The sequence below is a fragment of the Alcanivorax sp. 97CO-5 genome (genome assembly GCF_000524665.1).
Lineage (GTDB): Bacteria > Pseudomonadota > Gammaproteobacteria > Pseudomonadales > Alcanivoracaceae > Alcanivorax > Alcanivorax borkumensis.
This window is the reverse complement of record NZ_KI965878.1, coordinates 111,980-137,706: the sequence shown is the minus strand read 5'-3', so window position 1 is coordinate 137,706 and position 25,727 is coordinate 111,980. Positions and strand designations below refer to the sequence as shown.

The following is a 25,727-nucleotide window of genomic DNA, read 5'->3' as shown; positions in this document are numbered from 1 at the left end:
TCAGATCAAGTCTGAATTACTACAGCTTAGCTTTGCTTGCTTGAGCTTAGGCGCAACCAACGCGTAGTAAAGCCTGGGCAATTATTATTCTTGCTATTGTGAATCCTGCTGTAAATAGGTCGTTATTATGCATAAGAGTGATTATTGATCTTAGGGGCTGCTCCAGCAGCGGCTGTTAGGCTAATGATGGTGGCAGTGTGCGGGCCAGAGTCCATACCCGTACATCCTTGGCGCCCTGGTCGAGCAGGCATTGTGCTGCTGCCCTAGCGGAACTGCCCGTGGTCATCACATCGTCCACCAGAATCAGACGCAACCCGGTGACTGAGTGCTGACAGCGGAAAGCCTGTCGTAAATTGCGTTGTCGTTGGTGGCGGGTCAGCCCTTGCTGGCTGGGTGTATGGCGTTGGCGCACTAGTGCGGGCAGCACCGGGCGTTGCCAGCAGTCGCCCATCAGATTGGCGAGTCGTGCTCCCTGATCGAAGCCTCGGCGCCAGCGTCGTCGCCAGTGAACAGGGAGCGGACACAGGGCATCGGTATCCGGCCATGGCAGTGGCGTTTCCGCCAGCAGCGGCAGGATGGCCCGTTCCACGGTCAGGTCCCCCTTATGTTTGTAACGGGTGATCAGCGCATCCAGCGGAAAGCCGTATTGCAGTGGAGATTGGCTGGCGGAAAAGGCGGGTGGTTGGCGAATGCAGCGGCCACACAGAGGGGGGAGGGAGTCTGGAGAAGGGAGGGGTGTATCGCCATGAGGGAGCCCGCAACGACAGACCGGCCCGGTGACCCGTGCGAGCAGGCGAAGGCAGTCGGTACACAATGCCCCGCTTTCAGATTTGCCGCATAGCGGGCAGGGCGATGGGTTGATGTGATTAAAAAATGTACTGCAGTAAACTTTTGTTGCGGCTTTCAGGTTGACAGGCATTACAGGGCTCCTTAGCCTGCTGAGGTTAATCGAGGAGAATGAAGCATGCCGGCTATCGCCAGTTCCCCCCAATCGCGATCCACGGATATGGCTGTACGCCATGACTGGAAACGTAGTGAGATCGACGCTCTGTTTGCTCTGCCATTCAACGACTTGTTGTTCCAGGCAGCCGCTTTGCACCGGGCCCATTTCGATCCTAATGCCGTGCAGGTGAGCACCCTGTTGTCGATTAAGACCGGTGCTTGCCCGGAAGACTGCAAATACTGCTCCCAGTCTGGGCACTACAACACCGAGCTGGAAAAAGAAAAATTGTTGGAAGTTTCCAGAGTAGTGGAAGAGGCCCGTGCCGCTCGGCAAAACGGGGCGTCCCGTTTCTGCATGGGCGCCGCTTGGCGTAGCCCCCGTGACAAGGATATGCCCTACGTGCTGGATATGATCCGTCAGGTTAAAGACCTGGGCATGGAAACCTGCATGACCCTGGGTATGCTCAATGAAGGGCAGGCGGGAGCTCTCGCAGAGGCGGGCCTGGATTACTACAACCACAATCTGGATACCTCCCCGGAATACTACGGGCAGGTGATCACCACCCGGACTTATAACGATCGCCTTTCGACCTTAGCCAATGTGCGTGATGCGGGCATGAAAGTGTGTTGCGGTGGCATCGTAGGCATGGGCGAAGAGCGCAATGACCGGGTGGGTTTGTTGCAGCAGCTGGCGAATCTGCCGCACCATCCGGAATCGGTGCCGATCAATATGTTGGTTAAAATTGAAGGTACGCCGCTGGCGGATGTGGATGATCTGGACCCGTTTGAATTCGTGCGCACTGTAGCCGTGGCGCGAATTTTGATGCCGCAATCCTATGTGCGGTTGTCCGCCGGCCGTCAGGAAATGAACGATGAAGCCCAGGCCCTGTGCTTTATGGCCGGTGCCAATTCCATTTTTTATGGCGAACGCTTGCTGACTACCGATAACCCGGAAGCCAACCACGATCAGCGCTTGTTCAAGCGCTTGGGTATCCATCCATTGGACCCCCGTCACGAGGCGTCGGACGAGGCCCATGAAGAAGCCATCCAGGCTCAGGTTTCTGAGCAACAAGCCGAGGAGGCTGGGCTCTTCTACAATGCCATGGACAGCAAACGCACGGCCAAGCACGTGCTCGACAAGGACACCGGGCGCCCCACCGCTACCGAACACTGAGGTCTGCCCGTGGGCTTTGATCTGGCCACCGATCTGGCGGCACGCCGCCGCCAGCACCGTTACCGGCAAGCGCGTATCATGGATGGCCCCAGTGGCCGCCATGCGTTGCTGGGTGGGCGCCAGTATCTGAATTTCTGCAGCAATGATTATCTTGGTTTGGCCAATGACCCGGCTGTGGTGGCGGCCTTTCAACAAGGCGCTGCGGATTGGGGGGTGGGCAGTGGCGCCTCGCATTTAGTGTGTGGTCATCAACGTCCCCACCAACAGCTGGAGGAAGCGCTGGCGGCCCATACCGGTCGTCAGCGTGCCTTGTTGTTCTCCACCGGTTACATGGCCAACCTGGGCGTTATGACCGCCTTGCTGAGCAAGGGGGATGCGGTGTTCCAAGACCGTCTTAATCATGCCTCGCTGCTGGATGGCGGTTTACTCAGTGGTGCCCGTTTTCGACGGTTTCCCCATAATGATGGGCAGGCGCTGGCTAGCCAATTGGCCCGCAGTGAGGCGCGCCGGAAATTGGTGGTGGTCGACGGGGTGTTCAGTATGGATGGCGACGAGGCGCCACTGGTGGACTATGCCGAGGCCTGCGAAGGCCATGATGCCTGGTTGATGGTGGATGATGCCCACGGCATCGGCGTGCTGGACGCTCAGGGCCGTGGCAGTGTCTTCACTCAGGGCGTCAACGAACGGGTGCCGGTGCTGATGGGAACCCTAGGTAAAGGATTGGGTACGGCGGGTGCCTTTGTGGCCGGTAGCGATGAATTAATCGAAACATTGATCCAGTTCGCCCGCACTTTTATCTATACCACGGCCATGCCTGCCGCCGTGGCCAGCGCCACCCTGGTTAGCCTGAGAAAATCCCGAGAGGAGAATTGGCGTCGGGATACGTTAGCAGAGTTGATCGCCCGTTTCCGCCAGGGTGCCCGTGCGTTGGGCTACACCCTGATGCCATCGCAAACGCCTATCCAGCCTTTGCTGATTGGCAGTGATGTGGATGCCACGGCGCTCAGTGAGGCACTTCGCGAAAAAGGGTTTCTCATTACCGCGATCCGCCCGCCCACGGTGCCGGAAGGCGAAGCGCGCTTGCGAGTGACGTTATCTGCGGCCCATGAGGTTGAGGATGTGGATGCGTTGCTGGCGGCGCTGGCGCAATGCCAACCCCAAGACGTTTAAATTACAGACTTTTTACCACCGAGATCGTCGTTTCTTCTGTGGCAAAAAAAGGAAGATGAATGCCCAGGTTGATCCCTTTTCATAACACTTATCGGGCCACCGGTGTTGATGATGCCCAAGCCCAGGACATTGTTCTGATTCATGGCTGGGGCCTACATGCCATTGTCTTTGATGATATTGTGCCGGCCTTGCTAGCGCACTTTCGCGTCACCGTGGTGGATTTACCCGGCATGGGACAGAGCCCCTTGCCTAATGATGATTACAGCCTGGATTTTCTGGCCGAACAGGTGCTGGCGATTATGCCGCAGAAGGCCCATTTGCTGGGCTGGTCGTTGGGTGGGTTGGTGGCATTGGCCCTGGCTGAGAAGGCGCCGGAGCGGGTGCAATCGGTGGTGACGGTGGCCACTTCCCCGCGATTTACCGCCGCAGACGATTGGGCTCCCGCCATGAAGCCGGAGATTCTGGCCAAGTTCGCCGAGATGTTTAATGAAGACAATGAAGGCACGCTGGTCCGTTTTCTGGCGCTCAATTGCAAGGGCAGTGCGGCCATGCGTGAGGATACTGCGCGTCTCAAACAGATTTTGTATTTCTGTGGTTTGCCAGCGCCGAGAGCCCTGCGCGGCGGGTTGAACATCCTGCGCGACAGCGACTTGCGTGAGTCATTAACTGCGTTGTCCATGCCGGTGCTGATGGTGTTCGGTGAACATGATCATATCGTGCCGGCGGCAGTCATGGCCGCGGTGGAGCCGTTGATTGGTAATGGCCGCACGGCCTTGATTGAGCAGGTGGCCCATGTACCCTTCCTGTCGACCCCGGACACCTTTACCCAGGCCGTGTATGACTTTTATCGCGACTATCAGTTGGTCCGCTGAGGCGCCCGTGGATACTCCCGTGGAGCGCTCAGGAAAGGCGGTAGTGAGCCAGCACTTTGGTCGAGCTGCGCGTAGTTATGATGAACACGCCGTGCTGCAGTTGGCGGTGGGGCGATCATTGGTGCAGCGCCTGCCAGAAGCGTTACCGATAAATCATGCGCTGGATTTGGGGTGTGCCACGGCGCCTTTTGCTCGCGCTCAGCAACAGGCGTTGCCGGATGTGCAGTGGCAGGCGGTTGATTTGTCTTCGGCCATGCTGGCCGAAGCGGCAGAGCGCGGACGGCTGGATGAGACCTACCAACCCCTGTGTGCTGACGCCGAAAACCTGCCCCTGTCGACAAACTCTCAGGGTCTGGTGTTCAGTTGTTTTGCCCTGCAATGGTGTGATCCGCAAGTGGTTATGGCAGAGATCAACCGGGTGTTGGCTCCGGGCGGACGTTTGCTGCTGGCGGTGCCGTTGGCAGGGTCTCTGGCCGAGTTGCAATCGAGCTGGCAGCGAGTGAATCACCGCCCCCATGTCAATGCGTTGCCGTCGTTGGCGGATTGGCGCAGTGCGGCTTTTCAGGCGGGTTTTGCGGATGCGCAGCTTCAGCAGCAGGTGATGATGGAATACTATGATTCGGTGAAAGCCATCGCCCGTCGCTTGAAAGCCACCGGCGCGGATCATGTAAGCGGTGCCTCAGGCCTTACCGGTAAAAATGCCTGGCAGGCCATGGTGAAAGAATATGAGGCCCGGCGAACGCAGCAAGGCTTGCCGCTGACCTGGAACGTGCTGTTCCTGGAAGCGGAAAAGAGTTGAGCGAATAAGCCCCAGGTTTCAACGCGCGCCAGCCTCCGTTGTTTTTTCCAATTTTCTCCGCGCCAGAATCGTGACACGCGGGCCGCAAGTATTGGTGCCGTGCGACATCTTTCCCACGTTGCACCTTTACGCTTGTTGCTTGTCAGCAAACAAACCGCTCCGTCTTCCAGAGGTTAACCATGGAAAACCAGAAGCCCCCACTGCCCGCTCTCAAGGGTGTTTTTTTCGTCACCGGCACAGATACCGAAGTCGGTAAGACCTGGGTGAGCTGCCGCTTGCTGGAGCGAGCGCGGGAAGCCGGTTTAAGTTGTTACGGACTCAAGCCGGTGGCGGCCGGGTGTGAGGAAACGTCGGACGGTTGGCGTAATGAAGATGCCTTGCAGCTGATGGCGGCCAGCTCGGTGACGCTGCCTTACGAGATAGTAAATCCTGTGGCCTTTAAGGCGCCGGTCGCACCGCATATCGCAGCCCAGCAAGAGGGCAAAGATATCAGTCTTTCCCGGCTGGTGGGTTATGTGCGGGGCGCCTTGAGCGCCTACCCGGCGGACTTGATTTTGATTGAGGGTGCGGGCGGGTGGCGAGTGCCGCTGAACAGTCGAGAAATGTTGTCCGGGTTGGCCAAAGAGCTGGATGTGCCAGTGATTCAGGTTGTTGGCATGAAGCTGGGTTGTATCAATCATGCCTTGCTGACCGCCGATGCGATCGAAAAGGATGGTTTACGCTACGCCGGCACCATGGCGAACTGCTTTGGAGAAATGGCGGTGCAGGAAGAAAACCTGCTTACTCTACGCCAGCATTTACCCGGTGCCTTCGCGCTGGTTTGATCGGCAAAATCAGCGCATTTCCATTGCTCTTTCGCGCCATTGTCACCTTTAACGGGGGGTACAGGGGGGCACAACAGTGCAACGACCCAAGGCCCATCATTGGCCGATTGTGATGGCAGTAATCGCGCCTTACCTACTTATCCGCTGAGCCTGGGGGCGAGGAATGACACCTAGCTCCGACAGGGTATCCATTACCTGATCCACTGTAATGCGCTGCAGGCAGGGGTAGCTATCTCGAACGCAATTGCTGCGCTGACATTTAGCGGCGCAAGGCTGCCAGCGTAATACTCGAGCCTGGTCAGATAATGGGTGCCAAATGTGTTCATCCGTGGGGCCGAATAGGGCGACTACAGGAATGCCGCAGGCGGCAGCCAGGTGCATTGGACCGCTGTCATTGCCCACATAGCCCTGGCTGTGCTGAAGCAGCGAAATCAACTCCGACAGAGTGAGTTGATCGCACAGATCCAGCACCGGTTCGCAGAGAAAGGATTGTACCCTGGCGATTTGCATGCGGTCTTTGTGCCCTGCACCGATCAGGACCGGTGTAAGACCGGCGCGGCGTGCGCGCTGGCAGAGTGAAGCGAACTGCTCCGGGTGCCACATTTTGTAGGTTTTTGTGGCGCCGACATGGACCACTAAACATGTGTTTTCTGCCTGGCCGGATAGCAGGTTGCGCACAGCCGCGTCACTGCCGGGACAGTCCGCAAGCGGTAGGTAGCGGGCTGACGGCGCAGCAGGTTGGCTCAAGCTGGCGTAGCTGTGCCAACGGTGTCCTTGCCAATCCGGCTCCAGCGACAAGCTATAAAACCAGCGGCCATGACGGCGCGGTGGGCCGATCCGCGTTGCTGCCCCACAGAGACGGCTTAAGGTGGCGGATTTTTGTTCACCTTCGATGTCCACACTGATGTCGGCCTTAAAGCGTCGCAAGGCCCGCACAAACGCAAGGTAGCGACGAATCCGTTTCCACAAAGACTGTGAGCGTGAGAGCGCTTGTTCCGGATAAAAAAGCAACCGCTGTTCTCCCGGCAGACTTTGTGCCACCAGCGCCTGATAGCGCTCATCTACCACCAGCAAAGCGTCTGTGTGAGCACAGAGCATGGCACGCAAATGGGGTAACGCAATCAGAAGATTACCTAGATGACTACACGGAAATAAAATCAGCAGGCGAGGCATGAAACAAATACTGTTATCAGCGGAAACGGTGTTTAGGCTAGGCGGCGGGGATGACGGTTAAATGACAGGCGACGAGCTGCGATCGATTGGATAGGGCAAAGTGGAATAGGCCCCGTGTTTACTTTTTCGGCTTGTTGTTTTGCGCTTTCAACAGGATCTCGCGGGCAGGGCGGTCACCGTGTGGTGCCGTTACTAACCCGCGTTGTCCTCGCTACTAGCTGCTCGTCGCTGCTGTTAATCTCGCTCGATCAACCAGTCCGCGATTCGACCCCAGCTTTGTTTTTGGGCGGCGGCGCTGCCGAGGATGCCCATGTGCCCGCCATCAATGGTCAAAAAAGTTTTGTCCTTGCTGCGAATCAGGGGCTTCATGGCTTGGCTGCATTCTGGCGTCACGATGGGATCGTTGGCGCCGGTGATGTTCAGCACATTGGCAGTGACCCGGTCCAGGTGGCCGTCGGTTCCTTCCATGGGGAGCTGGCCATGGGCGACTACGTTGTCTGTCCATAGGTAGTGGACGATGTCCTGAATCACACCGCCAGGATAAGCCACCATGTCATCGAGAAAGGCCCCGTTGGTGGCATGGGAGGCGACGAATTCTCGGTCGTGCAGGTTCTTAATCAGGCTCCAGTAACCTTGCAGGCTACCTATTGGATTGGTGAATTTGAACGCGAGGCTGTTCACCCAGCCCGGTGAGCGCAGCAAGTTGGAGGGGACATTATGGATGCGTAGGCCGGTGCGGCTGCGGATCCACTTTGCCCGGCGGCTTAGTGCTCGGTACTGGCTGCCCAGCGAGCCGTTGCGGTGATAATCCGTGGGAGCCCCCACCAGCACTAGGTTGCTGATATCAGGGTCTTTGCCTAGGGCTGCGTAGCATAGGCTGAAGAGTCCGCCGAAGCTCCAGCCGTGTAGGCTCAGCTTTTGTTCGCCACTGTGTTGGCGAACATGCACCAATAGCTTGGGCAGATAATCGGCAAAGTAGCTGCTTAAATGTAGGTGGTTGTGATGCTTGCCTGGGCGGCCCCAGTCGACCATATACAACTCAAAACCTCGAGCACGTAGGTAACGTACCAAGCTGCGCTGGGGAAACAGGTCATAGATCAGCATGTTTACGGCGAGCGGTGCCACCAATACTAGCGGGGTGCGCTGAGGCGCTTGGCTGACGGGAATGACGGTGCCGTCCGCCAGAGGAATGGCGCTTTCTTTCAGTGGCGGGTAGTAACGCAATTTGACCAGACCGTCGTCAAACAGGGTCTGGTAGGGCGTTTGTTCTGCCTGGCTCAGTTGTTGAGCGTCAAACAGCCGAGCCCGGCCATTGTCTAGGCGTTGCCGCCAGGGGCGAGTTCGTTTGTAAACGGCCTGCTGTAGGGTGTTTGTGAGCATGAATTGCACCGGCAAAAGATCAACGGCCGGTTATTGTAGGGTAGATCCACGGGAGGGCAGTTGCCGTGCGGACCGGGGGAAGCGTCAGGGGGGATACTCGCCCGCCGCAATGAACGCTATTGCGGCGGACAAGGGGGTGGGGCGATCAGTGTTTGTTTTCGTTGGTATAAGCGCCAAGTTTGCCGCGCACTCGTACTTGGCTGCCGGGTTTCAGGTTTGGTGCAAATTTGGCTTTGCCTTCCGGGAACAGCATGACCACGGTGGAGCCCAGCAGGAAACGGCCTAGCTCTTCCCCTTTTTCCAGCGCGATGGGTTTGCTACGCAGGTAGTCGGTGGTGACCACTTGTTTGGGTAGCGGTGTGACCTGACCGCTGAAGACCGTCTCGATGCCGGCCACGATCATGGCGCCGACCAGAATCACCGCCATGGGGCCCTGTTCGGTATCGAAGATACATACCAGTCGTTCGTTACGAGCAAACAGGTTGGGTACGCCGTTGGCGGTGGCTTCGTTCACCGAAAACAGGTCGCCGGGTACATAGCGAGTTTCACGTAGGGTGCCAGTAAAAGGCATATGCACCCGGTGGTAGTCACGGGGAGAGAGATAGACGGTGGCGAACTGGCCGTTGGTAAATTCACTGGCTAGCGCACTGTCGCCGCCGAGCAAGTCATACAACGAGTAGTCGTGACCTTTGGCTTGGAAGACTTGATTGGCGCGAATAGCACCCAGTTGGCTCACGGCACCGTCCGCAGGGCTGGCGATATCGTTGCTCTCGCTTGCCTCTAGGGGGCGGGCATCAGCCTTCAGGGCTCGGGTGAAAAAGGCATTGAAGGTGGGGAATTGGTCCGCGTCTTCAATTTGCGCTTCCGATAGATCAATACCGAACCGTTTCATGAACATGTTGATGAAGGTGGTCTTGATCCACGGTACTTCGCTGCGGGCCAATATCCCCACCAGTCGAGACAAAGCATGTTGGGGAATAAGGTATTGAAGGGTAACGAACAGTTTGTCGCGTAAGCTCAAGAGTGACGTCCTTTAGCATTTTTCAGAAGGCGGAAATTGCCGCTAGGGGGCTCCGCCGTCAACGATGGGTTTAGGCACTTTTTTCTGCAGGGGTGTCCGGGTGGTTGCCCCATTCTGCCCAGGAGCCGGCGTAGCCACGCATGCGTTCAAAGCCTAGCAATTTGCCCACCAGCCAAGAAAAGCTGGATCGATGGTGGGTTTGGCAATGGGTGATCACTTCCTTGTCGCCGCTGATGCCCAGAGCCGCCAGTTCAGCACGGATGTCGTCCAGTGGGCGCAAGCGCAGGTTGTTCTGCTTGTCCATGGGCTCGGTCCATTCGTGGTGGCGAGCTCCGGGAATGTGCCCGGCTTTTTTAGCGAAGGCGCGCACGCCGTCGAATTCGTCCAGGGAGCGGGAATCCCAGATCACCACATCCTCATCCTGATAGTGAGCAAGCAGGTAGTTCAGATCCACTTCGGTGAGCGGATCATGGGCGCCCACCTGGTAATCGCTGGGGCTGGGCTCGTGGGCTTCGCTACTGGTGGCGTGGCCGTCCGCTAGCCAGGCGTGGATGCCGCCGTTCAGGTAGCTGTAGTGCTTGTGGCCGATGGCATCCAGGGTCCACAGTAGGCGCCCAGCCCAACCGCCACCTTCATCGTCATAGGCGATCACATGGGTGTCCGAGGTCAGGCCCAGCTCAGAAAAAAGATCGCTCAGCGCATCATCGGAAGGGATCATCCCCGGTGCCGGCTGGGCGCCGCTCTGCAATCGCTTGAAATCCAGATGAATAGCGCCGGGAACATGGGCCTGAACGTAAACGGGTTGTTTGCTCAAATCGAGAATGAGCAGGTTGCCGTCGTCAAGACGGTTGGCGAGTTCGGTGGGTTCGAGCAGCAGTGGCAGCATAGGCGATCAGTTGGCAGTGAGCAGTTGATGATTATTGACGAAGGCGTGTGCCTTCGTATCGGCAATGCCTTCATTATCCATTATCCGGGGTCTTTCTTATACCGTGGGGGCTGAGTGGGCCGCGATCAACTGTCGGTTGAGTACCGCTCGCGGCCATCCTCGTCCAAGGTGTCAGAAATCTGGTAGAAGTTGGCCAGCCGTTCTTCGTCGATATCCCCGTTCTGCGCCGCGAGGATCAGGGCGCAACCCGGTTCGTTGCGATGTGAGCAATTACGGAATTTACAGTAGCCTGCCAGTTCGGACAGTTCCCGGTAGCCGTGTAGCAAGTCGTCTTCACCAATGTGCCAGAGACCAAATTCTCGAATCCCGGGGGAGTCAATCAGCTGGCCACCGGTGGGCAGGTGGACTAGCCGGGCGGTAACCGTTGTGTGCTGGCCAAGGCCGGAGTTGCTGGAGAGTTCACCCACCTGCAAGTCAGCTTCTGGCAGTACGCCATTAATAAGTGAGGACTTGCCAACCCCGGATTGCCCGACAAAGACGCTGGTCTTGCCAGCCAACGCTTCGTGCAGTGGTGTGAGACCTTCACGTTGGTGGGCGCACACTTCCAAAACCGGGTAGCCGAGGTGGCGATACATGTCAGACAGTTCATCAACAAAGGGGCGTAGGGTGTCGTCGATCAGATCGGCTTTATTGAGCACTAGCGTGGCGGCAATGCCGGACAATTCCGCCGCCACCAGATAACGGTCCAGCAGCGAGCTGGAGGGGGTGGGCAGTGGGGCGAACACCACCAGCATTTGTTCCACGTTGGCGGCCACCGGTTTCAGGTTGCCGTACATGTCCGGGCGCTTGAGCACGGTGTCGCGGGGCTCAATGGCCACCACAACACCCAGACCCTCGCTTTTTGGCGGTTGCCAGATCACTTTGTCACCCACCACCAGCTGCTCCAGGGTGGCGCGGAAATGACAGCGGCGTGTTGTTCTATTTTCGGCGCCAGGGCCGTCAGCACTTTCCACTTCCACTTGTTGGCCGAAGTGGGCGGTGATGACCCCGTGTTGCTCATCGCCTAGATCGTCCGCTACCAGAATCTCCTGCTGGTCGGTACGGCGGTTGGCGCGGTCGCGTTTTTCCGCCTGGATCTTTTCGATGCGCCAGCGCTGGCGACGATTGAGTTTGCGTTTGGCCACGGGTTTTGCGGTCCTGTGTTCGGGTGTGAGATCTGTTATGTGAATAGCGCCATGCTACCATGAAGCATCAACAGACCTTCACCCTGCGTAGCAAAGAGATGCCGAGCCCATGACCGACAAGCGCAATAATCTGATTTGGATCGATCTGGAAATGACCGGCCTGAGCCCGGAAAATGATCGCATCATCGAAATCGCCACCATTGTTACTGATGCCGAGCTAAACGTGTTGGCAGAAGGGCCGGTGTTGGCGGTGCATCAGAGCGATGCGCTACTGGATGGCATGGACGAGTGGAATACCACCCACCATAACAACTCCGGGCTGGTGGCAAGAGTGAAGGCCAGCACGGTGAATGATGCGGCCGCGGAGTCTCAGACTATTGCGTTTCTGGAACAGTATGCGGAAGCGGGTATGTCGCCCATGTGCGGCAATAGTATCTGTCAGGATCGCCGTTTTCTGGCCAACTATATGCCGAAACTGGAAGCCTTCTTCCATTATCGCAACTTGGATGTGTCCACCCTGAAAGAATTGGCGCGTCGCTGGAAGCCGGACATCCTGCCGGGCTTCAGTAAAGAGAACAAACACCTGGCGCTGGATGATATTCGCGAGTCCATCGCCGAACTGGTGTATTACCGCGAGCACTTTATTGACGCTTGATCGGCGTCGCTGCATCGCGACCACAGAGTGAACCCATTGCTTTCCTTTGTGATCTCTGTGGTAAATCCTAGCTTGCTTGGTGCTGCTCCAGCGCCCACCGCACATGCTCGCGCACCGTTTCATCCGGGTAATCCAGTTTGTCCTTCAGCGCCTGTACGATTCCCTCTGTCGTGGGCGCATTGCCCAGCGCCACGGCAATATTGCGAAGCCACTTCAGATACCCTGCGCGGCGGATCGCCGAACCTGCCGTGCGCTCCAGAAATGCCTCTTCGCTCCATGAAAACAGTGCGACCAGATCACTGTCTCCCAGCCCGTGGCGGGGTTGGAAGTCACTTTCTTCCGTATGCTGGGCAAAGCGGTTCCAGGGGCACATGAGTTGGCAATCGTCACACCCGAAAATGCGGTTGCCTATGCCTTTGCGCAGGTCCTCAGGGATGCTGCCTTCATGCTCGATGGTCAGGTAGGAAATGCAGCGCCGAGCATCCAGCTCATAGGGGGCCACAATGGCGTCAGTGGGGCACACAGTGATGCAGGCTTTGCATTTGCCGCAATGGTCTTCCCCCGGGCTGTCTACCGGCAAGGCAATGTCGGTGTAGATTTCTCCTAGAAAGAACCAGCTACCCGCTTCCCGATTCAGCACCAGAGTATGCTTGCCCTGCCAGCCCAGCCCTGCTTTCGCCGCCAGCGGTTTTTCCATTACTGGCGCGCTGTCCACAAAGGCTCTGGCCAGTTCGCTGTCCGCAACGGCTTCGCGAATGCGTCCGGCTAGAATCGCCAGTCGCTTGCGAATCAGCTTGTGGTAATCGCGGCCCAGGGCATAGCGGGACACATAGGCCTTGTCTTTCTGCTGTAGCAATTTCACCGGTTGGGTGCCCGGGGGCAGGTAATCCATGCGCGCAGAAATCACCCTCAGTGTGCCCGGCTCCAGCTCCCCTGGCCGAAAGCGTTTATTGCCGTGGGCTGACATCCAGTTCATTTGCCCCTGGTAGCCCTTCGCCAGCCAGGCTTTGAGCTGTACTTCTTCGGCATGCAAATCCGTATCGGCAATACCGATCTGCTGAAAGCCGAGTTCGCGGCCCCATTGCTGGATTTGCTCTTTCAGTTGATTCAGGTCCATGACGTTTCGGGGCAGCCGGCTCTCGTGCGTATAATGGCGGGAACTGTGTTGCAGCGCTCCGGGAATACCGAGGCGCCCTTAATAACGCGAAGGATAACAGGTGACTGAGCTACCTGCTGCTTTATACACCGCGGCGCAAACCCGCGAATTGGATCGCCTAGCCATTGCTGCCGGCACCCCGGGTGCCGACTTGATGGAGCGAGCAGGGCAAGCGGCGTTCGATGCCCTATGCGAACGCTGGCCGCAAGTGAGCACATTGGCGGTATTGTGTGGCGGCGGCAATAACGGTGGTGATGGTTATGTGGTGGCTCGGCTGGCCGCAGAGGCTGGCCTGCAACCGCAGATATGGTTTACCTCTGCGCCGGATCAGCTCAAGGGCGATGCCCTGACCATGGCTCAGCGCTGCCAAGAGGCGGGCGTTCCCATGCAGGCGCTCACCGCCGACGCCTTGCCGCATGGGGCGGATCTGTTGGTAGATGGCCTGCTGGGTACTGGTCTCAAAGGCCCGCTGCGTGATGATGTGGCGATGTTGTTACGTGCCCTGAATGCCTTGTCGATTCCCGTGATGGCGTTGGACGTTCCTTCTGGGTTGAGTGCCGATAGCGGCATGCCCCTGGGCGCGGTGTTGCAGGCTGAAATGACCTGTACCTTTATAGGTCTCAAGCGTGGCCTACTCACCGGCGAAGGCCCTTTGCATTGCGGTGTGCTGCGTTTTTTTGACCTGCAGGTGAGCCGGAATATTTATGCTCAAGTGCAACCGGACAGTGTGAGTCCGTCTGCTGAACTATTGCAGCAGTGCCTGCCGGCCCGCCGAGTGGATGGCCACAAGGGCGATTATGGCCATGTGTTGGTGATGGGTGGCGATCACGGTTTTGCTGGCGCCCCGGTTATGAGTGCCCAGGCTGCGGCGCGCTGCGGCGCGGGCAAGGTGACGCTGATTACCCGCCCGGCCCATGTGGCGGTGGCGCTGATTCGGCAACCGGAAATTATGGTGCGCGGGGTGGATCAGGCACAAGAGGCCATTGAGTTAATGGACGCGGCCACGGTGATCGCCATTGGGCCGGGGCTGGGCCGCGACGCTTGGGGCCGGGAGTTGCTGGCGGCGGCACTGTCGGCAGGCAAGCCGTTGGTGGTAGATGCGGATGCATTGAACCTGATCGCCGGCCAGCCCGATATTGGCACTGCAGACTGGGTGCTTACCCCGCATCCGGGCGAAGCGGGCCGCCTGTTGGGCGTCACCGCCGCAGAGATTCAGCAAGATCGTTTTGCCGCGCTGGAAAGCCTTTGCGCCCGCTATGGTGGCACCGTGCTGCTTAAGGGGTTGGGGACCTTGGTGCAGGGTGACTCGGCCGCGGGGCTGGGCCGGGCACTGATTCGCGATGGTAATCCGGGTATGGCCTCTGGAGGCATGGGGGATGTGTTGACTGGCGTAATCGCAGCCCTGCGTGCCCAGGGGCTGAGTGGGTTTGATGCGGCTCGGCTAGGGGCTATGGTGCACGCCCGGGCAGCCGATGGTTGTGCAGCAGCGCAGGGTCAGAGGGGCTTGCTAGCCACCGATTTGCTCCCGGCCCTGCGCCAACAATTGAATTATGGATTGCCGCAAGGAGTCGGTCGCCAATGAGTGTGGAGTGCTACGCATTAGCGGATGAGGCGGCAACGCTGGCACTGGGGGCTGAATTGGGCCACCGCTTGGCGGCGGGCGGCTGCGTTTATCTTGAAGGCGATCTCGGGGCGGGGAAAACCACCCTGGTTCGCGGTATCCTCCGTGGCCTGGGGCATAACGGAGCGGTAAAGAGTCCGACGTATACTATTGTGGAACCCTATGAGATTCGGGGCGTCCATATCTATCACTTTGACCTGTATCGTCTGTCGGATCCGGAAGAACTGGAGTTGATCGGCGTACGGGAGTATTTCGATGCTGGCTCGCTGTGTCTGTTGGAGTGGCCGGAACGCGGAGCAGGCGTGGTGCCAGCACCGGATTTGACCATTACACTGGCCGTGAATGGCCACGGACGAAAAGCGACCCTGGAATGGGGTAGCGATTAAACGCCTATGACAATGCGGAAAACTGTAGCGGTAGCTTTTCTTTCTCTGTTGGCTTTGTGCTGGAGCTCACTGGTGTTTGCCCAGACCACGATTGATTCCGTACGCCTGCACCGGGCTCCGGATCACACTCGGATCGTATTCGATCTGCCCGGCCCGGTGGACCACAAGCTCGACAAGCTGGCCAACCCGGATCGTATTGTGTTGGATCTGCAGAACGCCGCTCTGGATTTTGATGTGAAAACGCTGGACTACGCCAGCAGCCCGATTGCCAATATCCGGGTCGGCAAACACACTGATAAAACCCGAGTGGTGCTGGACATGAACGAGTCCGTGCGCACCCGTACTAACCTGCTGAAACCCATTGAGCCCCATGGCTGGCGCTTGGTGGTTGACCTGTTCGATAAAGAGCTCACCACTGCGACCGCTAACGATAGTAAGCCAACGCCGGAAAAGTCGAAAAAGTCGGCTGAGCCCAAAGCCCAGCGATTAATGGTTGTGGCCATTGATGCCGGCCATGGTGGGGAAGACCCCGGTGCCCGCGGGCCCAGTGGGGCCTATGAAAAAACCATTGTGCTGCAGATTGCCAAAAAGCTAGAGGCGATGGTGAATGAGAAAGCCGGCATGCGGGCGGTGATGGTGCGTGATGGCGATTACTATGTGCCGCTGGTGGAGCGCCGCAAAATTGCCCGGGAAAAGCACGGGGCGGATGTGTTCGTTTCTATTCACGCGGATGCTTTCACCGATGCCCGCGCCAATGGCGCTTCGGTATTTGCCCTGTCCAACCGGGGGGCCACCAGTGCTCGGGCCCGCTATCTGGCCAAAATAGCCAACGAGTCGGACCGCGTGGCCGGGGTGTATGAAGAAGAGAAAGACGACAGCTCGCTCTACAGTGTGCTGGCGGATCTGCAGATGAACGGTTCTATGGCCGGCAGTCTTTATCTTGGCCGGCAGGTGCTGTTGGAAATGGGTAAAGTCACCAAGCTGCATGGTAACCGCGACAAGGTGGAGCAGGCAGGTTTTGCGGTGCTTAAAGAGCCGGAAATGGTGTCGATCCTGGTGGAAACCGGGTTTATTTCCAACCCCACTGAAGAGCGTAATTTGCGCTCTTCAGCTCACCAGACCAAGCTGGCTCGTTCAGTGCTCAAAGGGATTGATGCCTATTTTCGTAGCCATCCAGCACCTAATAGCTGGTATGCCGCTCAACGACGGGAGCAGGGCGATGAGTATCGAATTCAGCCCGGTGATACACTGTCGGAAATTGCTCGGCAGTACAGTGTTTCTGAGCAGTCGATTCGTTCGGCTAACGGCATGGATGGCGATCGCATTATGGTCGGCCAGGTACTGAAAATTCCCCGTTCGTGACATTCCGCTTGCACGCAATACGCGCCATGCTGGCACGCTAATTTCCAAACGTGCTGGGTGCGGTGTGGCGGGTCAGATAATTTCCTAAAGGGTGTGTTTTGTCCAAAATTCAGCTGCTTGATTCCCGCCTTGCTAACCAGATTGCCGCCGGTGAAGTGGTTGAGCGCCCCGCGTCTGTGCTCAAAGAGCTGCTGGAGAATGCGCTGGACGCTGGCTCGGAATCCATCAGTGTGGATGTGGAGCAGGGCGGGGTGAAACTGCTGCGGGTACGCGACAACGGCAGTGGCATCGAGCGCGATGATTTACCGCTGGCTCTGTCGCGCCATGCCACCAGCAAAATCCGGGGGCTTGATGATCTGGAAGCCATTGGCACGTTGGGGTTTCGCGGTGAGGCTCTGGCGGCGATCAGTTCTGTCTCCCGGTTGAGTCTGGCCAGTAATGTGGAGGGGGAGCCGGAAGGTTGGCAGGTGACCGTGGAGGGGCGTGATATGGCGCCGTCAGTATCGCCGGCAGGGCATCCCCGTGGCACCACCGTCACCATGCGCGATTTGTTCTTCAATACTCCGGCGCGGCGTCGTTTCCTGCGCACCGAAAAAACGGAATTCAATCATCTCGAAGAGGTGTTCCGGCGCATTGCCCTGAGCGAATTCAATACCGCTTTTCGTCTTACCCATAACCAGAAAGTGATTCACCAGCTGCCTGCTGGGTTGGATGACACTTTGCGGGCAGCGCGGGTGGCCAAGCTGTGTGGCAAGGGCTTCATTGAGCAGGCGGTACCGGTGGATGTGGAGCGTGATGGTTTGCGGCTGCATGGCTGGATGGGGCTGCCCACTTTTTCCCGGTCCCAGGCGGACCTACAGTATTTCTATGTAAATGGTCGGGTCATCCGGGACAAGGTGGTTAGCCATGCGGTGCGTCAGGCTTACTCGGATGTGCTTTATCATGGCCGCCATCCAGCCTATGTGCTGTTTCTGGAACTGGATCCGGCCATGGTGGATGTGAATGTTCACCCCACCAAGCACGAAGTGCGTTTCCGCGAGCAGCGCATGGTGCATGGTTTCTTGTATAGCTCGCTGCACCGTGTCATTGCCGGGGTGCGGCCCGGCCAGGAACTGGCGGGTTCAGTGGCCGATGAAGGCGGGCCAGCTGCAGGGATGGATGCAGCCATGGCGCCGAGCCAGGGTAATATGTCGCTGACTTCGCCGACGGGCTCGGGGGGCTCCCTGTCTCATCCTGCCGGGCAGGCTTATCCTTCCACGGGGGGAGGCGTGTTCGGCTATGGCCAGGGCGCACGTCAGGCGGATGCTTATGGGGCGTTGGTCCGTGGGCATGTAGGTGAGTCGGCGCCGGCGGTAATGCCGCCGGCCAACGAAAATGAAACCGTACCGCCATTAGGGTATGCGGTGGCGCAATTGCACGGCATTTTTATTTTGGCGGAGAACGAGCAAGGGATGGTGGTGGTGGATATGCACGCCGCCCACGAACGGATTACCTACGAACGGCTCAAGCAGAGCTGGGCGGAAGACAAGGTGCGTAGCCAGCCGTTGCTAGTGCCGGTGTCGCTGGCGGTGTCATCCCGGGAGGCGGACTTTGCTGAGCAGCAGCCGGAGGTCTTTTCCAGGCTGGGGTTTGTGGTTCAGCGTGCTGGGCCGGAGACTCTGGTGGTGCGCGAAGTGCCGGCCCTTCTTCGTAATGGCGACAGCGAATCCATGGTGCGAGATGTGCTATCGGACCTGCTGGCCGAAGGCAGCAGCGAACGCATTGCGCAAAAGCTCGATGAGCTGCTGTCTACTATGGCCTGCCACGGCAGTGTGCGTGCCAATCGCCGCCTCACCATTGCAGAAATGAACGCGCTGTTGCGTGATATGGAAGCCACTGAGCGTTCCGGCCAATGCAACCATGGCCGGCCCACCTGGACCCAGATGAGTATTAAGGATCTGGATCGACTGTTCATGCGGGGGCAATGAACCATGACCGCTTGCACGCGACACCCAAGCAGGCAACACGTGGAGGGCACGCGGTCTTTCGCGTGTCAGCGTGATGCCTGAAGCGTCTCTGCCTATTTTATTGCTCATGGGGCCCACCTGCTCCGGTAAAACCGCGTTGGCGATTGAGGCGGCGCAGACGCTACCCATCGACATTATCAATGTGGATTCGGCGTTGGTGTATAAGGGCTTGAATATTGGTGCGGCGCGCCCCACTGAAGAAGAGCTAGCATTGGCGCCACACCGGTTGCTGGGTTTTCGTGATCTTACCGAGCCCTATTCCGCTGCGGATTTTCGCGCCGATGCGCTCAAGCACATTGAACAGATCCACAACAACGGCAAATTGCCGTTGTTGGTGGGTGGCACGGTGCTGTATTTCAAAGCCTTAGTGGAGGGGTTGGCTCCGTTGCCGGAAGCGGATCCGATGGTGCGTGCCGAGATTGCAGCACTGGCCGATGCGCAGGGCTGGCCGGCGGTGCATCAGGCGCTGGCTGAGGTGGACCCGGTCACCGCGGCGCGGCTCAAGCCCACGGATAAGCAGCGGTTACAGAGGGCGCTAGAGGTCTTTCGTCTAACCGGCAGACCGTTGGCTGCGTTTCATGCGGAGCATGATAAAACGCTAACAAAGAGCCGGGATGGATTAAGTCAGTTCAGCGGATTGCCCTATCCTGTGCTCAGCACGGCCCTAGCGCCGCAGGATAGAGCCTGGCTCCATGAACAGATTGCATTAAGGTTTCGCGCAATGCTGAATTCCGGTTTGCAGGAGGAAGTAGAGGCGTTGCGACAGCAGCCCCAATTGAATGCAGATTTACCCGGTATTAGGGCCGTGGGATATCGCCAGATGTGGGAATATCTGGATGGTATGTACGGCTACGATAGCATGGTGGAGCGGGGTATTATTGCCACCCGGCAATTGGCTAAACGGCAGTTTACCTGGTTGAGGAAATGGCCGGAACTACAGTGGTTCGACAGTAATGATCGGTCACAACGAGACGCTCTGTTTGGATTGCTTGCGAAGAACTGTAAATCTGTGTTTAGTTAGCTCTGAAAGCATGCGTTTTAGTTTATAATGCAATGACTGCATAGGTGTGTGGCATTGCTGGGAAGGTGTCGCGGCTATGGATGGGGCGGGATTCGGAACCTTTTATGCTGACTGTTGACAAAATTGGCCCGGTGGCACACTGGGTTGAAGCTGTGCTTGATTAGGCACGGCTTTGCGGCGGCATCGCGCTGATTGCCCGAAGTGTTGGGCGCTACTTTTTACTGTTATTTCAAGGAGATCTACCATGTCAAAGGGGCACTCGCTACAAGACCCTTTCCTGAACGCGCTGCGTAAAGAGCGTATTCCGGTTTCTATTTTCCTGGTAAATGGGATAAAGCTGCAGGGTCAAATTGAATCTTTTGACCAATATGTCGTGCTGTTGAAAAATGCAGTAAGCCAAATGGTATACAAACACGCTATTTCTACCGTGGTTCCGGCCCGCAATCCGCGCGCAACGGGCAACCCGGCTATGGCTGCGGGTGCTACTGCTGCGCCAGCTGCCGATGAAGGGTACGGCAACCAGTAACCTGTTTGTTTTATTCGCTTCATTATACAGGGCTGCCTTCGGGTGGCTCTGTGCGTTGTGCTCTGTCTTCTTTAGCTGACGTATTGAAATGTTACGTCAGCCACTCGTGCTGCGTGGTTTAGTGACCGATTCCAGCCCCTATCCTTTGGGAGGGGCTGGACGCTTGTATAAGCAGTGAGATGGCTAGAATCATGTTGCTCTTTCTCATCCAAGAAGAACACGATGCATTTCCTGCCTTTCCACCACCTTCCTGGTTTAAACTGGGGGTACCTGTCCCCATATCCGCATCCTATGGACTTATTTGATCGTACAGAACAAACACGCACCGAAGCCGGCGAGCGCGCTATTTTGGTTCATCTGGAGCTGCCTGATGCTATGGGGCGTGAAGATCTGGATGAATTCCATCATTTGGTGACCTCCAGCGGTGTCCTGCCTGTTATCCAGCTGACGGGCAAACGAGACCGGCCTGATCCAGCATTATTTATCGGCACTGGAAAAACCGATGAATTGGCGGCCATGGTAAGTGAGCATCAGGCTGATGTGGTGCTGTTTAATCATGCCCTTAGTCCGGGTCAGGAACGTAATCTGGAACGGGTAGTGAAATGCAGAGTGCTGGACCGCACCGGTTTGATTCTGGATATCTTTGCTCAGCGGGCTCGAACCCATGAAGGGCGCTTGCAGGTGGAGTTGGCGCAACTTCGCCACTTGTCATCTCGGTTGGTGAGAGGCTGGACCCACCTGGAGCGTCAAAAAGGCGGTATTGGCCTGCGCGGCCCTGGTGAGACACAACTGGAAACGGATCGCCGTTTATTGCGTGATCGTATTCGCGGAATCGAATCGCGATTGGAAAAAGTGCGTAAGCAGCGCGCTCAAGGGCGTCGCGCCCGGCAACGGTCGGAAACTCCGCTAATTTCTCTGGTAGGTTATACCAATGCGGGCAAGTCGACCCTGTTCAATGCCATTACTACGGGTGATGTGTATGTGGCAGACCAATTGTTTGCTACCTTGGACCCGACGTTGCGCAAAGTAAAAGTGCCGGGTGTAGGGCCGGCCATTTTGGCAGATACCGTGGGTTTTATCCGGCATTTGCCGCACCGGTTGGTGCAGGCATTTCGAGCCACGCTTGAAGAAACCGTGAACGCTAACCTGTTGCTGCACGTGACTGACTGTAGTGCGGAAGAGCGGGACAGTAATGTGGTTGCTGTGAATGAGGTGCTGGAAGAAATTGGTGGCGATAAGCTACCGGTGCTGCATGTTTATAACAAGGTCGATAATCTGGACCAGCCTCCCCGACTGGAGCGTGATGAACACGGCCAGCCTTGGCGAGTGTGGGTTTCTGCGCAAACTGGCGATGGGTTCGATCTGCTGTTTGACGCGATCGCAGAGCGGTTGGCTGCTGGTTGGGTGGATTGCTGGGTGCGGCTGCCCGCTTCAGCGGGGCGTCTGCGCGCGCGTTTGCACGAAGCCGGCGAAGTGCTTGAAGAGCAAACCGGCAACAATGGCGATATGTTGCTGCGTGTTAATGTGAATCGGGTGCATTTTGAACGCCTGCTTCGCGAACAAGGTTTAAAAGAGGAAGAGCTGGTAATTCCGGCACCTGCGGTTGCAGCTGAGGGCGCCCCTTCCTACAATTCGGAACACTCGACAAACGCGAGTCATCATTAGGCTGGAGCCCTTTGGCTTTGGCGGACTGGAGATCTACATGGCGTGGAATGAACCCGGCGGCAATAAGCCGAAGGACCCTTGGGGTGGTGGTGGCGACCAGGGGCCGCCGGACCTAGATGAAGCCCTGAAGAACCTGAAAGACAAGATTAATAATGTTTTCGGCAATAAAGGTAACAAGGCCGGCGGCGGTGGTAGCCGCAGTGGCGGAGGGTCGCCTTGGCCGATGCTGGTTATCGCGTTGGTTATTGTCGCCATTGGTTATGGCCTGATGGGCTTTTTCCAAGTGGACCAGCGTGAACGTGCTGTGGTGCTGCAGTTTGGTAAGTTCGATCGTATCGTGGAGCCGGGTTTGAACTGGCGAGCGCCTATCTTTGAGCAGTTCGAGAAGGTGGACGTGGGGCAGAACCGTCGCTACGAAATTACCGAAGAAATGCTCACCAAGGACACCAATATCGTCAGTGTGACCTTGCAGGTTCAGTATCAGGTGCTTGATCCGCGCCCGTTCCTGTTGAAAGTGGCGCAGCCTGAAGAAATTCTGCAGCACGCTACCAGCTCGGCGTTACGCCACGTGGTGGGGTCGTCGTCTATGGATGATGTGCTCAAGGATAATCGTGAGGCGATCCGGGTACAGGTGCGCGAACGCTTGGATGACTATTTAAACCGTTACGACACTGGCTTGGTGCTACGCCAAGTGGTACTGGATAAAACCGAAGCGCCGGATGCTGTGCGTGACGCCTTTGATGATGTGTCTAAGGCCAAGGAAGATGAAGATCGCTTCAAGAAAGAAGCGGAAGCGTACAGCAATGCAGTGATTCCCCAGGCTCGAGGTGAAGCTCAGCGGATAGAAGAAGAGGCGTTGGCTTATAAACAGCAGGTTATTGATGAAGCCAAAGGTGATGCCAGCCGCTTCACCGATTTGCTTACTGAGTACCGCAAGGCTCCGGAAGTGACTCGCGAACGTTTGTACCTGGAAACCATGACTCAGGTCTTCAGCAATACCAGCAAGGTAATGGTCGATGTGAACAAGGGCGACAGCCTAATTTACTTGCCATTGGACAAGCTGATGAAGAATAGCGACGGCAAGACCAAGGCTCAAAACCCCGGGGCTTCAGCGTCCAGCACCACCTCCAGCGCCGGTGCGGATGACGGCGGCAGCGGACGTAGTAGCGGCCGCAGCTTGTACAACAACCGTAACCAGGAGCTGCGCTAATGAATAATCGTGGATGGATGGCGCTACTGGCCTTGGGTGTGCTGGCTCTTTTGGCGATGGACTCTTTTTTCATCGTAAACCAGAAAGAAAAGGTCGTGCTCAAGCAGTTTAGTCGGATCGAGAAGACCGATATCCAGCCTGGTCTTTACTTCAAGTGGCCTATGGTGGAAGAAGTGGTGAAAGTGGATGGGCGTGCGTTGGTCTATGACGTACCTACCCAGTCTTTCCTTACCGCTGAGAAAAAACTGCTGAATGTTGATGCCTTTGTTATTTGGCGCATCAGTAATGTGCAGCGTTACATCGTTAGTGTGGGGGGCGGTTCTTCCAATCCTCAGGTAATGGAGCGCCGTGCTCGTGAACTGCTGGACCCTCGTGTGAACGAAGGCCTGCGCAACGAGTTCGCTTCACGTACCGTCTTTCAGGTGGTGGCCGGCGAAAGTGACGTGGAAAAGGTGGAGGGCGATACGGCTATCCTCCGTGACCCGACCACTGGCGAAACCGTGGAAGTGCCCACCGACCAACTGGATGAGTCGGTGTTGCGTGGAGCGGGAGCCGGTCAGCAAGAGGGTAGTGAGCCTGCTGTAGATAGTGTGGCCAATGATCAACGTGAGGCGTTGATGGATCAGGTTCGTGCTGAAGTAAACAAGTCGACCTTGGAAGATCTGGGTATTGAAGTGGTGGATATCCGTGTTAAACAGGTGGACTGGCCGGAACAGGTTCGCGGGCGAGTATTCGACCGTATGCGCGCTGAGCGTCAGCGAGATGCTGCGGCTCATCGTTCACAGGGTCGTGAAGAAGCGGAAAAAATCCGTGCCTCTGCAGACCGCCAGCGCACTGAAACATTGGCCCAGTCGTACCGTAAGGCTCAGAGCGCTCGCGGTGAAGGGGATGCGCAGGCAGCGGCAATCTATGCCGAAGCCTACAATCAGGATAAAGAATTTTTCCGTTTCTACCGTAGCTTGAGAGCCTATAAGGAAAGTTTCGATCAGCCGGAAGATGTGCTAATCCTGGAGCCGGATAGCGACTTTTTCCGCTACATGAAAGGGGCGAAGGGCGCACCTTAACGGCCTTTTGTTCAAATAGCGTCTGGTTTGCCCCTGCGGCACCGGGCCTATCACAGAGCCCCGCCTTGTGCGGGGCTTTTGTTGTTTGTTTTATCGATTTGTGTTGGCAGCCGTTGCTGGCGAGGCTCGTCTATCCTGAGCCTATCTGGCGCTGGAAGACCATGATAGAATGCGGCAACCGAGCCTGAGGGTTCGGTTTTTTTGTGGCTGTCTGGCGGGAACCATGGACGCGTTGTTAAATGGCGGAAGCGTGTTGATCAAAGCACTGTGTTTGGTGTTGGTCATCGAGGGCATTCCGTTGTTTCTTGCGCCTGGCCGAGCCCGTCGCGCGGCCCTTCAGGTGGCGCGTCTGGATAGTCGCCTGCTGCGAATTATAGGGCTGGTACTCATGGTATTGGGTGCGGGCTTGTTATTACTGATGCGGTCGTAAATGATGAATCAGGAAGAACAGTGGCTACTGCCCGACGGGGTAGAAGAGGTCCTCCCGGGTCGCGCCCGGGCTATCGAGCAGCTGCGTCGGCAGACGCTGGATCTGTATCAGCGTTGGGGTTATGAACTTGTTTTCCCGCCGTTGATTGAGTTTATGGAATCCTTGCTGAACGGCGGTGGCCGTGATCTGGAGAGGGAAACCTTCAAGATTACCGACCAGCTCACCGGGCGCCTGATGGGCGTTCGTGCGGATATTACCCCGCAAGTGGCGCGTATGGATGCCCATAGCTTGCGCCGTAACGCACCTTCTCGTCTTTGTTACTGCTCCAGCGCCCTGCGCACCCGGCCGGTGGTCGCCGGTGGCACGCGCCTGCCCTATCAGTTGGGCGTAGAGCTATTTGGTCACGCCGGTTCAGACAGTGATCTCGAGGTGATTTCCTTGCTGCTGGAAACGCTGGCATTGTCAGGCGTCGAGCAACAGGTGGTACTGGATTTGGGCCACGTGGGTTTGTTCCGTGGTCTGCTCGAGGGCTGTGATTTGAGCGAAACTGAGCAGAACCAATTGGAAGATATCTATGTGCGCAAAGCGCGGGTAGAGCTGGATTCTTTTATTGCCAGCCATGATTTGCCTGCGCCTGCGGCCAAGGCCTTGGCCGCCTTGCCTTGGTTAGCAGGTGGCGTGGAGGTGCTCAATGAGGCCCGTGCGTTATTGTCCCACTTCTCTGGCGCCCTAGCGGCATTGGATGAGCTGGCGGTGCTGGCCGATGTGCTCGGCGCTCGAGGGGTGCGGCTGCACCTGGACTTGGGTGAGCTGCGTGGTTATCACTACCACACCGGTTGTGTGTTTGCGGCGTATTTGCCCGGTGAGAGCGAGCCCGTGGCCAAGGGCGGTCGCTACGATCACATTGGTGAAGTATTTGGTCGGGCCCGCCCGGCCACCGGCTTCAGTGCGGATTTGAAGATGCTGGCTGAGCGTGCGCAATCCGCCGCGCTTACCGGTATTCTGGCTGAAGGGTCGCTGCAGGACGCCGCGTTCGCGACTAGGGTTGCGGCTCTTCGTGAGCAGGGCGAGCGTGTGGTGCTGGCCCTTCCCGGTGCAGATAATGATCCGGCTGAACTAGGGTGCCAGCGTCGTCTGGTTGCTCAGGCCGATGGTTGGGTTGTGACCGACCTCTAAAACCGAATTTCTTTTTTCCTGAAT

General features: G+C 57.4%; 24 protein-coding genes. 17 read left to right on the top strand and 7 right to left on the bottom strand.

Features of this window, described 5'->3' with window-relative positions; all coding sequences use genetic code 11:
• Window positions 1-175: 175 nt before the first annotated feature.
• A complete protein-coding gene (locus Y017_RS03340) occupies window positions 176-919 on the bottom strand; it encodes a ComF family protein (protein WP_035458908.1) in 744 nt (247 codons plus the stop codon).
• A 45-nt stretch (window positions 920-964) separates the two neighbouring features.
• Between Y017_RS03340 and bioB the strand changes: the two genes are divergently transcribed.
• From bioB to bioD, 5 genes are all read left to right on the top strand, one after another.
• Window positions 965-2,116, top strand: coding sequence for a biotin synthase BioB (gene bioB, locus Y017_RS03335; RefSeq protein ID WP_011589496.1), 1,152 nt, complete (start codon window positions 965-967; stop codon window positions 2,114-2,116).
• Between the two features lie 9 nt (window positions 2,117-2,125).
• A complete protein-coding gene (gene bioF, locus Y017_RS03330; protein ID WP_035458906.1) occupies window positions 2,126-3,286 on the top strand; it encodes an 8-amino-7-oxononanoate synthase in 1,161 nt (386 codons plus the stop codon).
• A gap of 59 nt (window positions 3,287-3,345) precedes the next feature.
• The gene (gene bioH, locus Y017_RS03325; protein WP_035458904.1) at window positions 3,346-4,158 is read left to right on the top strand and encodes a pimeloyl-ACP methyl ester esterase BioH; all 813 of its coding nucleotides are present in this window, start codon (window positions 3,346-3,348) and stop codon (window positions 4,156-4,158) included.
• A gap of 7 nt (window positions 4,159-4,165) precedes the next feature.
• Window positions 4,166-4,957: a malonyl-ACP O-methyltransferase BioC gene (gene bioC / locus Y017_RS03320; RefSeq protein ID WP_231483366.1), complete on the top strand. Its 792-nt coding sequence runs from the start codon at window positions 4,166-4,168 to the stop codon at window positions 4,955-4,957.
• Between the two features lie 179 nt (window positions 4,958-5,136).
• Window positions 5,137-5,781: a dethiobiotin synthase gene (gene bioD / locus Y017_RS03315; protein WP_011589492.1), complete on the top strand. Its 645-nt coding sequence runs from the start codon at window positions 5,137-5,139 to the stop codon at window positions 5,779-5,781.
• 129 nt (window positions 5,782-5,910) lie between these two features.
• Here bioD and Y017_RS03310 read toward each other — a convergent pair whose 3' ends face one another.
• The 5 genes from Y017_RS03310 to rsgA form a co-directional block, all read right to left on the bottom strand.
• Window positions 5,911-6,954: a glycosyltransferase family 9 protein gene (locus Y017_RS03310; protein WP_035458900.1), complete on the bottom strand. Its 1,044-nt coding sequence runs from the start codon at window positions 6,952-6,954 to the stop codon at window positions 5,911-5,913.
• A gap of 234 nt (window positions 6,955-7,188) precedes the next feature.
• Complete coding sequence (locus Y017_RS03305; RefSeq protein ID WP_035458898.1) at window positions 7,189-8,334, bottom strand: alpha/beta fold hydrolase; 1,146 nt, start codon at window positions 8,332-8,334, stop codon at window positions 7,189-7,191.
• Between the two features lie 145 nt (window positions 8,335-8,479).
• Complete coding sequence (gene asd / locus Y017_RS03300; RefSeq protein ID WP_011589489.1) at window positions 8,480-9,355, bottom strand: archaetidylserine decarboxylase; 876 nt, start codon at window positions 9,353-9,355, stop codon at window positions 8,480-8,482.
• A 70-nt stretch (window positions 9,356-9,425) separates the two neighbouring features.
• A complete protein-coding gene (locus Y017_RS03295; protein WP_011589488.1) occupies window positions 9,426-10,241 on the bottom strand; it encodes a sulfurtransferase in 816 nt (271 codons plus the stop codon).
• Window positions 10,242-10,366: 125 nt separating this feature from the next.
• A complete protein-coding gene (gene rsgA, locus Y017_RS03290) occupies window positions 10,367-11,425 on the bottom strand; it encodes a small ribosomal subunit biogenesis GTPase RsgA (protein WP_035458896.1) in 1,059 nt (352 codons plus the stop codon).
• 109 nt (window positions 11,426-11,534) lie between these two features.
• On the opposite strand from rsgA, the gene orn reads away from it, so the two are divergent.
• Entirely contained in the window at window positions 11,535-12,080 is a 546-nt protein-coding gene (gene orn, locus Y017_RS03285; protein ID WP_035458894.1) for an oligoribonuclease, read from the top strand.
• Window positions 12,081-12,147: 67 nt separating this feature from the next.
• Here the strand turns inward: orn and queG are convergent, their stop codons facing one another.
• On the bottom strand, window positions 12,148-13,197 hold the full coding sequence (gene queG / locus Y017_RS03280) for a tRNA epoxyqueuosine(34) reductase QueG (protein WP_011589485.1): 1,050 nt from the start codon (window positions 13,195-13,197) through the stop codon (window positions 12,148-12,150).
• A gap of 100 nt (window positions 13,198-13,297) precedes the next feature.
• Here queG and Y017_RS03275 point away from each other — a divergent pair, with 100 nt between their 5' ends.
• The 11 genes from Y017_RS03275 (at window position 13,298) to Y017_RS03225 (ending at window position 25,703) form a co-directional block, all read left to right on the top strand.
• Complete coding sequence (locus Y017_RS03275) at window positions 13,298-14,818, top strand: bifunctional ADP-dependent NAD(P)H-hydrate dehydratase/NAD(P)H-hydrate epimerase (RefSeq protein ID WP_011589484.1); 1,521 nt, start codon at window positions 13,298-13,300, stop codon at window positions 14,816-14,818.
• Window positions 14,815-15,243: a tRNA (adenosine(37)-N6)-threonylcarbamoyltransferase complex ATPase subunit type 1 TsaE gene (tsaE, locus tag Y017_RS03270; protein WP_011589483.1), complete on the top strand. Its 429-nt coding sequence runs from the start codon at window positions 14,815-14,817 to the stop codon at window positions 15,241-15,243. Before Y017_RS03275 ends, tsaE begins: the two co-directional genes overlap by 4 nt.
• Before the next feature lie 6 nt (window positions 15,244-15,249).
• Window positions 15,250-16,605, top strand: a complete 1,356-nt coding sequence (locus Y017_RS03265) for an N-acetylmuramoyl-L-alanine amidase (RefSeq protein WP_081737566.1) — start codon at window positions 15,250-15,252, stop codon at window positions 16,603-16,605.
• 98 nt (window positions 16,606-16,703) lie between these two features.
• Window positions 16,704-18,572 carry a DNA mismatch repair endonuclease MutL gene (gene mutL, locus Y017_RS03260; RefSeq protein WP_035458890.1) on the top strand — a complete coding sequence of 623 codons (1,869 nt, stop codon included), beginning with the start codon at window positions 16,704-16,706 and terminating at the stop codon, window positions 18,570-18,572.
• A 73-nt stretch (window positions 18,573-18,645) separates the two neighbouring features.
• Window positions 18,646-19,632 (top strand): tRNA (adenosine(37)-N6)-dimethylallyltransferase MiaA, encoded by a 987-nt coding sequence (gene miaA / locus Y017_RS03255; protein ID WP_035458889.1) that lies wholly within the window; start codon window positions 18,646-18,648, stop codon window positions 19,630-19,632.
• A gap of 244 nt (window positions 19,633-19,876) precedes the next feature.
• Entirely contained in the window at window positions 19,877-20,158 is a 282-nt protein-coding gene (gene hfq, locus Y017_RS03250; RefSeq protein WP_007149110.1) for an RNA chaperone Hfq, read from the top strand.
• Window positions 20,159-20,449: 291 nt separating this feature from the next.
• The gene (gene hflX, locus Y017_RS03245) at window positions 20,450-21,823 is read left to right on the top strand and encodes a ribosome rescue GTPase HflX (RefSeq protein ID WP_035458888.1); all 1,374 of its coding nucleotides are present in this window, start codon (window positions 20,450-20,452) and stop codon (window positions 21,821-21,823) included.
• A 37-nt stretch (window positions 21,824-21,860) separates the two neighbouring features.
• Window positions 21,861-23,033 carry an FtsH protease activity modulator HflK gene (hflK, locus tag Y017_RS03240; protein WP_035458886.1) on the top strand — a complete coding sequence of 391 codons (1,173 nt, stop codon included), beginning with the start codon at window positions 21,861-21,863 and terminating at the stop codon, window positions 23,031-23,033.
• Window positions 23,033-24,097: a protease modulator HflC gene (hflC, locus tag Y017_RS03235; RefSeq protein WP_011589477.1), complete on the top strand. Its 1,065-nt coding sequence runs from the start codon at window positions 23,033-23,035 to the stop codon at window positions 24,095-24,097. The genes hflK and hflC overlap by 1 nt, the downstream gene beginning before the upstream one ends.
• Before the next feature lie 223 nt (window positions 24,098-24,320).
• Window positions 24,321-24,527, top strand: a complete 207-nt coding sequence (locus Y017_RS03230; protein WP_051428690.1) for a DUF2065 domain-containing protein — start codon at window positions 24,321-24,323, stop codon at window positions 24,525-24,527.
• Window positions 24,528-25,703, top strand: coding sequence for an ATP phosphoribosyltransferase regulatory subunit (locus Y017_RS03225; protein ID WP_011589475.1), 1,176 nt, complete (start codon window positions 24,528-24,530; stop codon window positions 25,701-25,703).
• Window positions 25,704-25,727 lie beyond the last annotated feature (24 nt).

What these genes read in the sequence shown, in the direction of transcription:
- orn (WP_035458894.1), top strand. Translation starts at nt 11,535, where the DNA reads ATGACCGACAAGCGCAATAATCTGATTTGGATCGATCTGGAAATGACC.
- Y017_RS03295 (WP_011589488.1), bottom strand. Translation starts at nt 10,241, where the DNA reads ATGCTGCCACTGCTGCTCGAACCCACCGAACTCGCCAACCGTCTTGAC.
- bioB (WP_011589496.1), top strand. Translation starts at nt 965, where the DNA reads ATGCCGGCTATCGCCAGTTCCCCCCAATCGCGATCCACGGATATGGCT.
- Y017_RS03340 (WP_035458908.1), bottom strand. Translation starts at nt 919, where the DNA reads ATGCCTGTCAACCTGAAAGCCGCAACAAAAGTTTACTGCAGTACATTT.
- Y017_RS03230 (WP_051428690.1), top strand. Translation starts at nt 24,321, where the DNA reads ATGGACGCGTTGTTAAATGGCGGAAGCGTGTTGATCAAAGCACTGTGT.
- hfq (WP_007149110.1), top strand. Translation starts at nt 19,877, where the DNA reads ATGTCAAAGGGGCACTCGCTACAAGACCCTTTCCTGAACGCGCTGCGT.
- Y017_RS03310 (WP_035458900.1), bottom strand. Translation starts at nt 6,954, where the DNA reads ATGCCTCGCCTGCTGATTTTATTTCCGTGTAGTCATCTAGGTAATCTT.
- hflK (WP_035458886.1), top strand. Translation starts at nt 21,861, where the DNA reads ATGGCGTGGAATGAACCCGGCGGCAATAAGCCGAAGGACCCTTGGGGT.
- hflC (WP_011589477.1), top strand. Translation starts at nt 23,033, where the DNA reads ATGAATAATCGTGGATGGATGGCGCTACTGGCCTTGGGTGTGCTGGCT.
- Y017_RS03265 (WP_081737566.1), top strand. Translation starts at nt 15,250, where the DNA reads ATGACAATGCGGAAAACTGTAGCGGTAGCTTTTCTTTCTCTGTTGGCT.
- Y017_RS03225 (WP_011589475.1), top strand. Translation starts at nt 24,528, where the DNA reads ATGATGAATCAGGAAGAACAGTGGCTACTGCCCGACGGGGTAGAAGAG.
- queG (WP_011589485.1), bottom strand. Translation starts at nt 13,197, where the DNA reads ATGGACCTGAATCAACTGAAAGAGCAAATCCAGCAATGGGGCCGCGAA.
- bioD (WP_011589492.1), top strand. Translation starts at nt 5,137, where the DNA reads ATGGAAAACCAGAAGCCCCCACTGCCCGCTCTCAAGGGTGTTTTTTTC.
- tsaE (WP_011589483.1), top strand. Translation starts at nt 14,815, where the DNA reads ATGAGTGTGGAGTGCTACGCATTAGCGGATGAGGCGGCAACGCTGGCA.
- bioH (WP_035458904.1), top strand. Translation starts at nt 3,346, where the DNA reads ATGCCCAGGTTGATCCCTTTTCATAACACTTATCGGGCCACCGGTGTT.
- hflX (WP_035458888.1), top strand. Translation starts at nt 20,450, where the DNA reads ATGGACTTATTTGATCGTACAGAACAAACACGCACCGAAGCCGGCGAG.
- Y017_RS03305 (WP_035458898.1), bottom strand. Translation starts at nt 8,334, where the DNA reads ATGCTCACAAACACCCTACAGCAGGCCGTTTACAAACGAACTCGCCCC.
- miaA (WP_035458889.1), top strand. Translation starts at nt 18,646, where the DNA reads ATGCCTGAAGCGTCTCTGCCTATTTTATTGCTCATGGGGCCCACCTGC.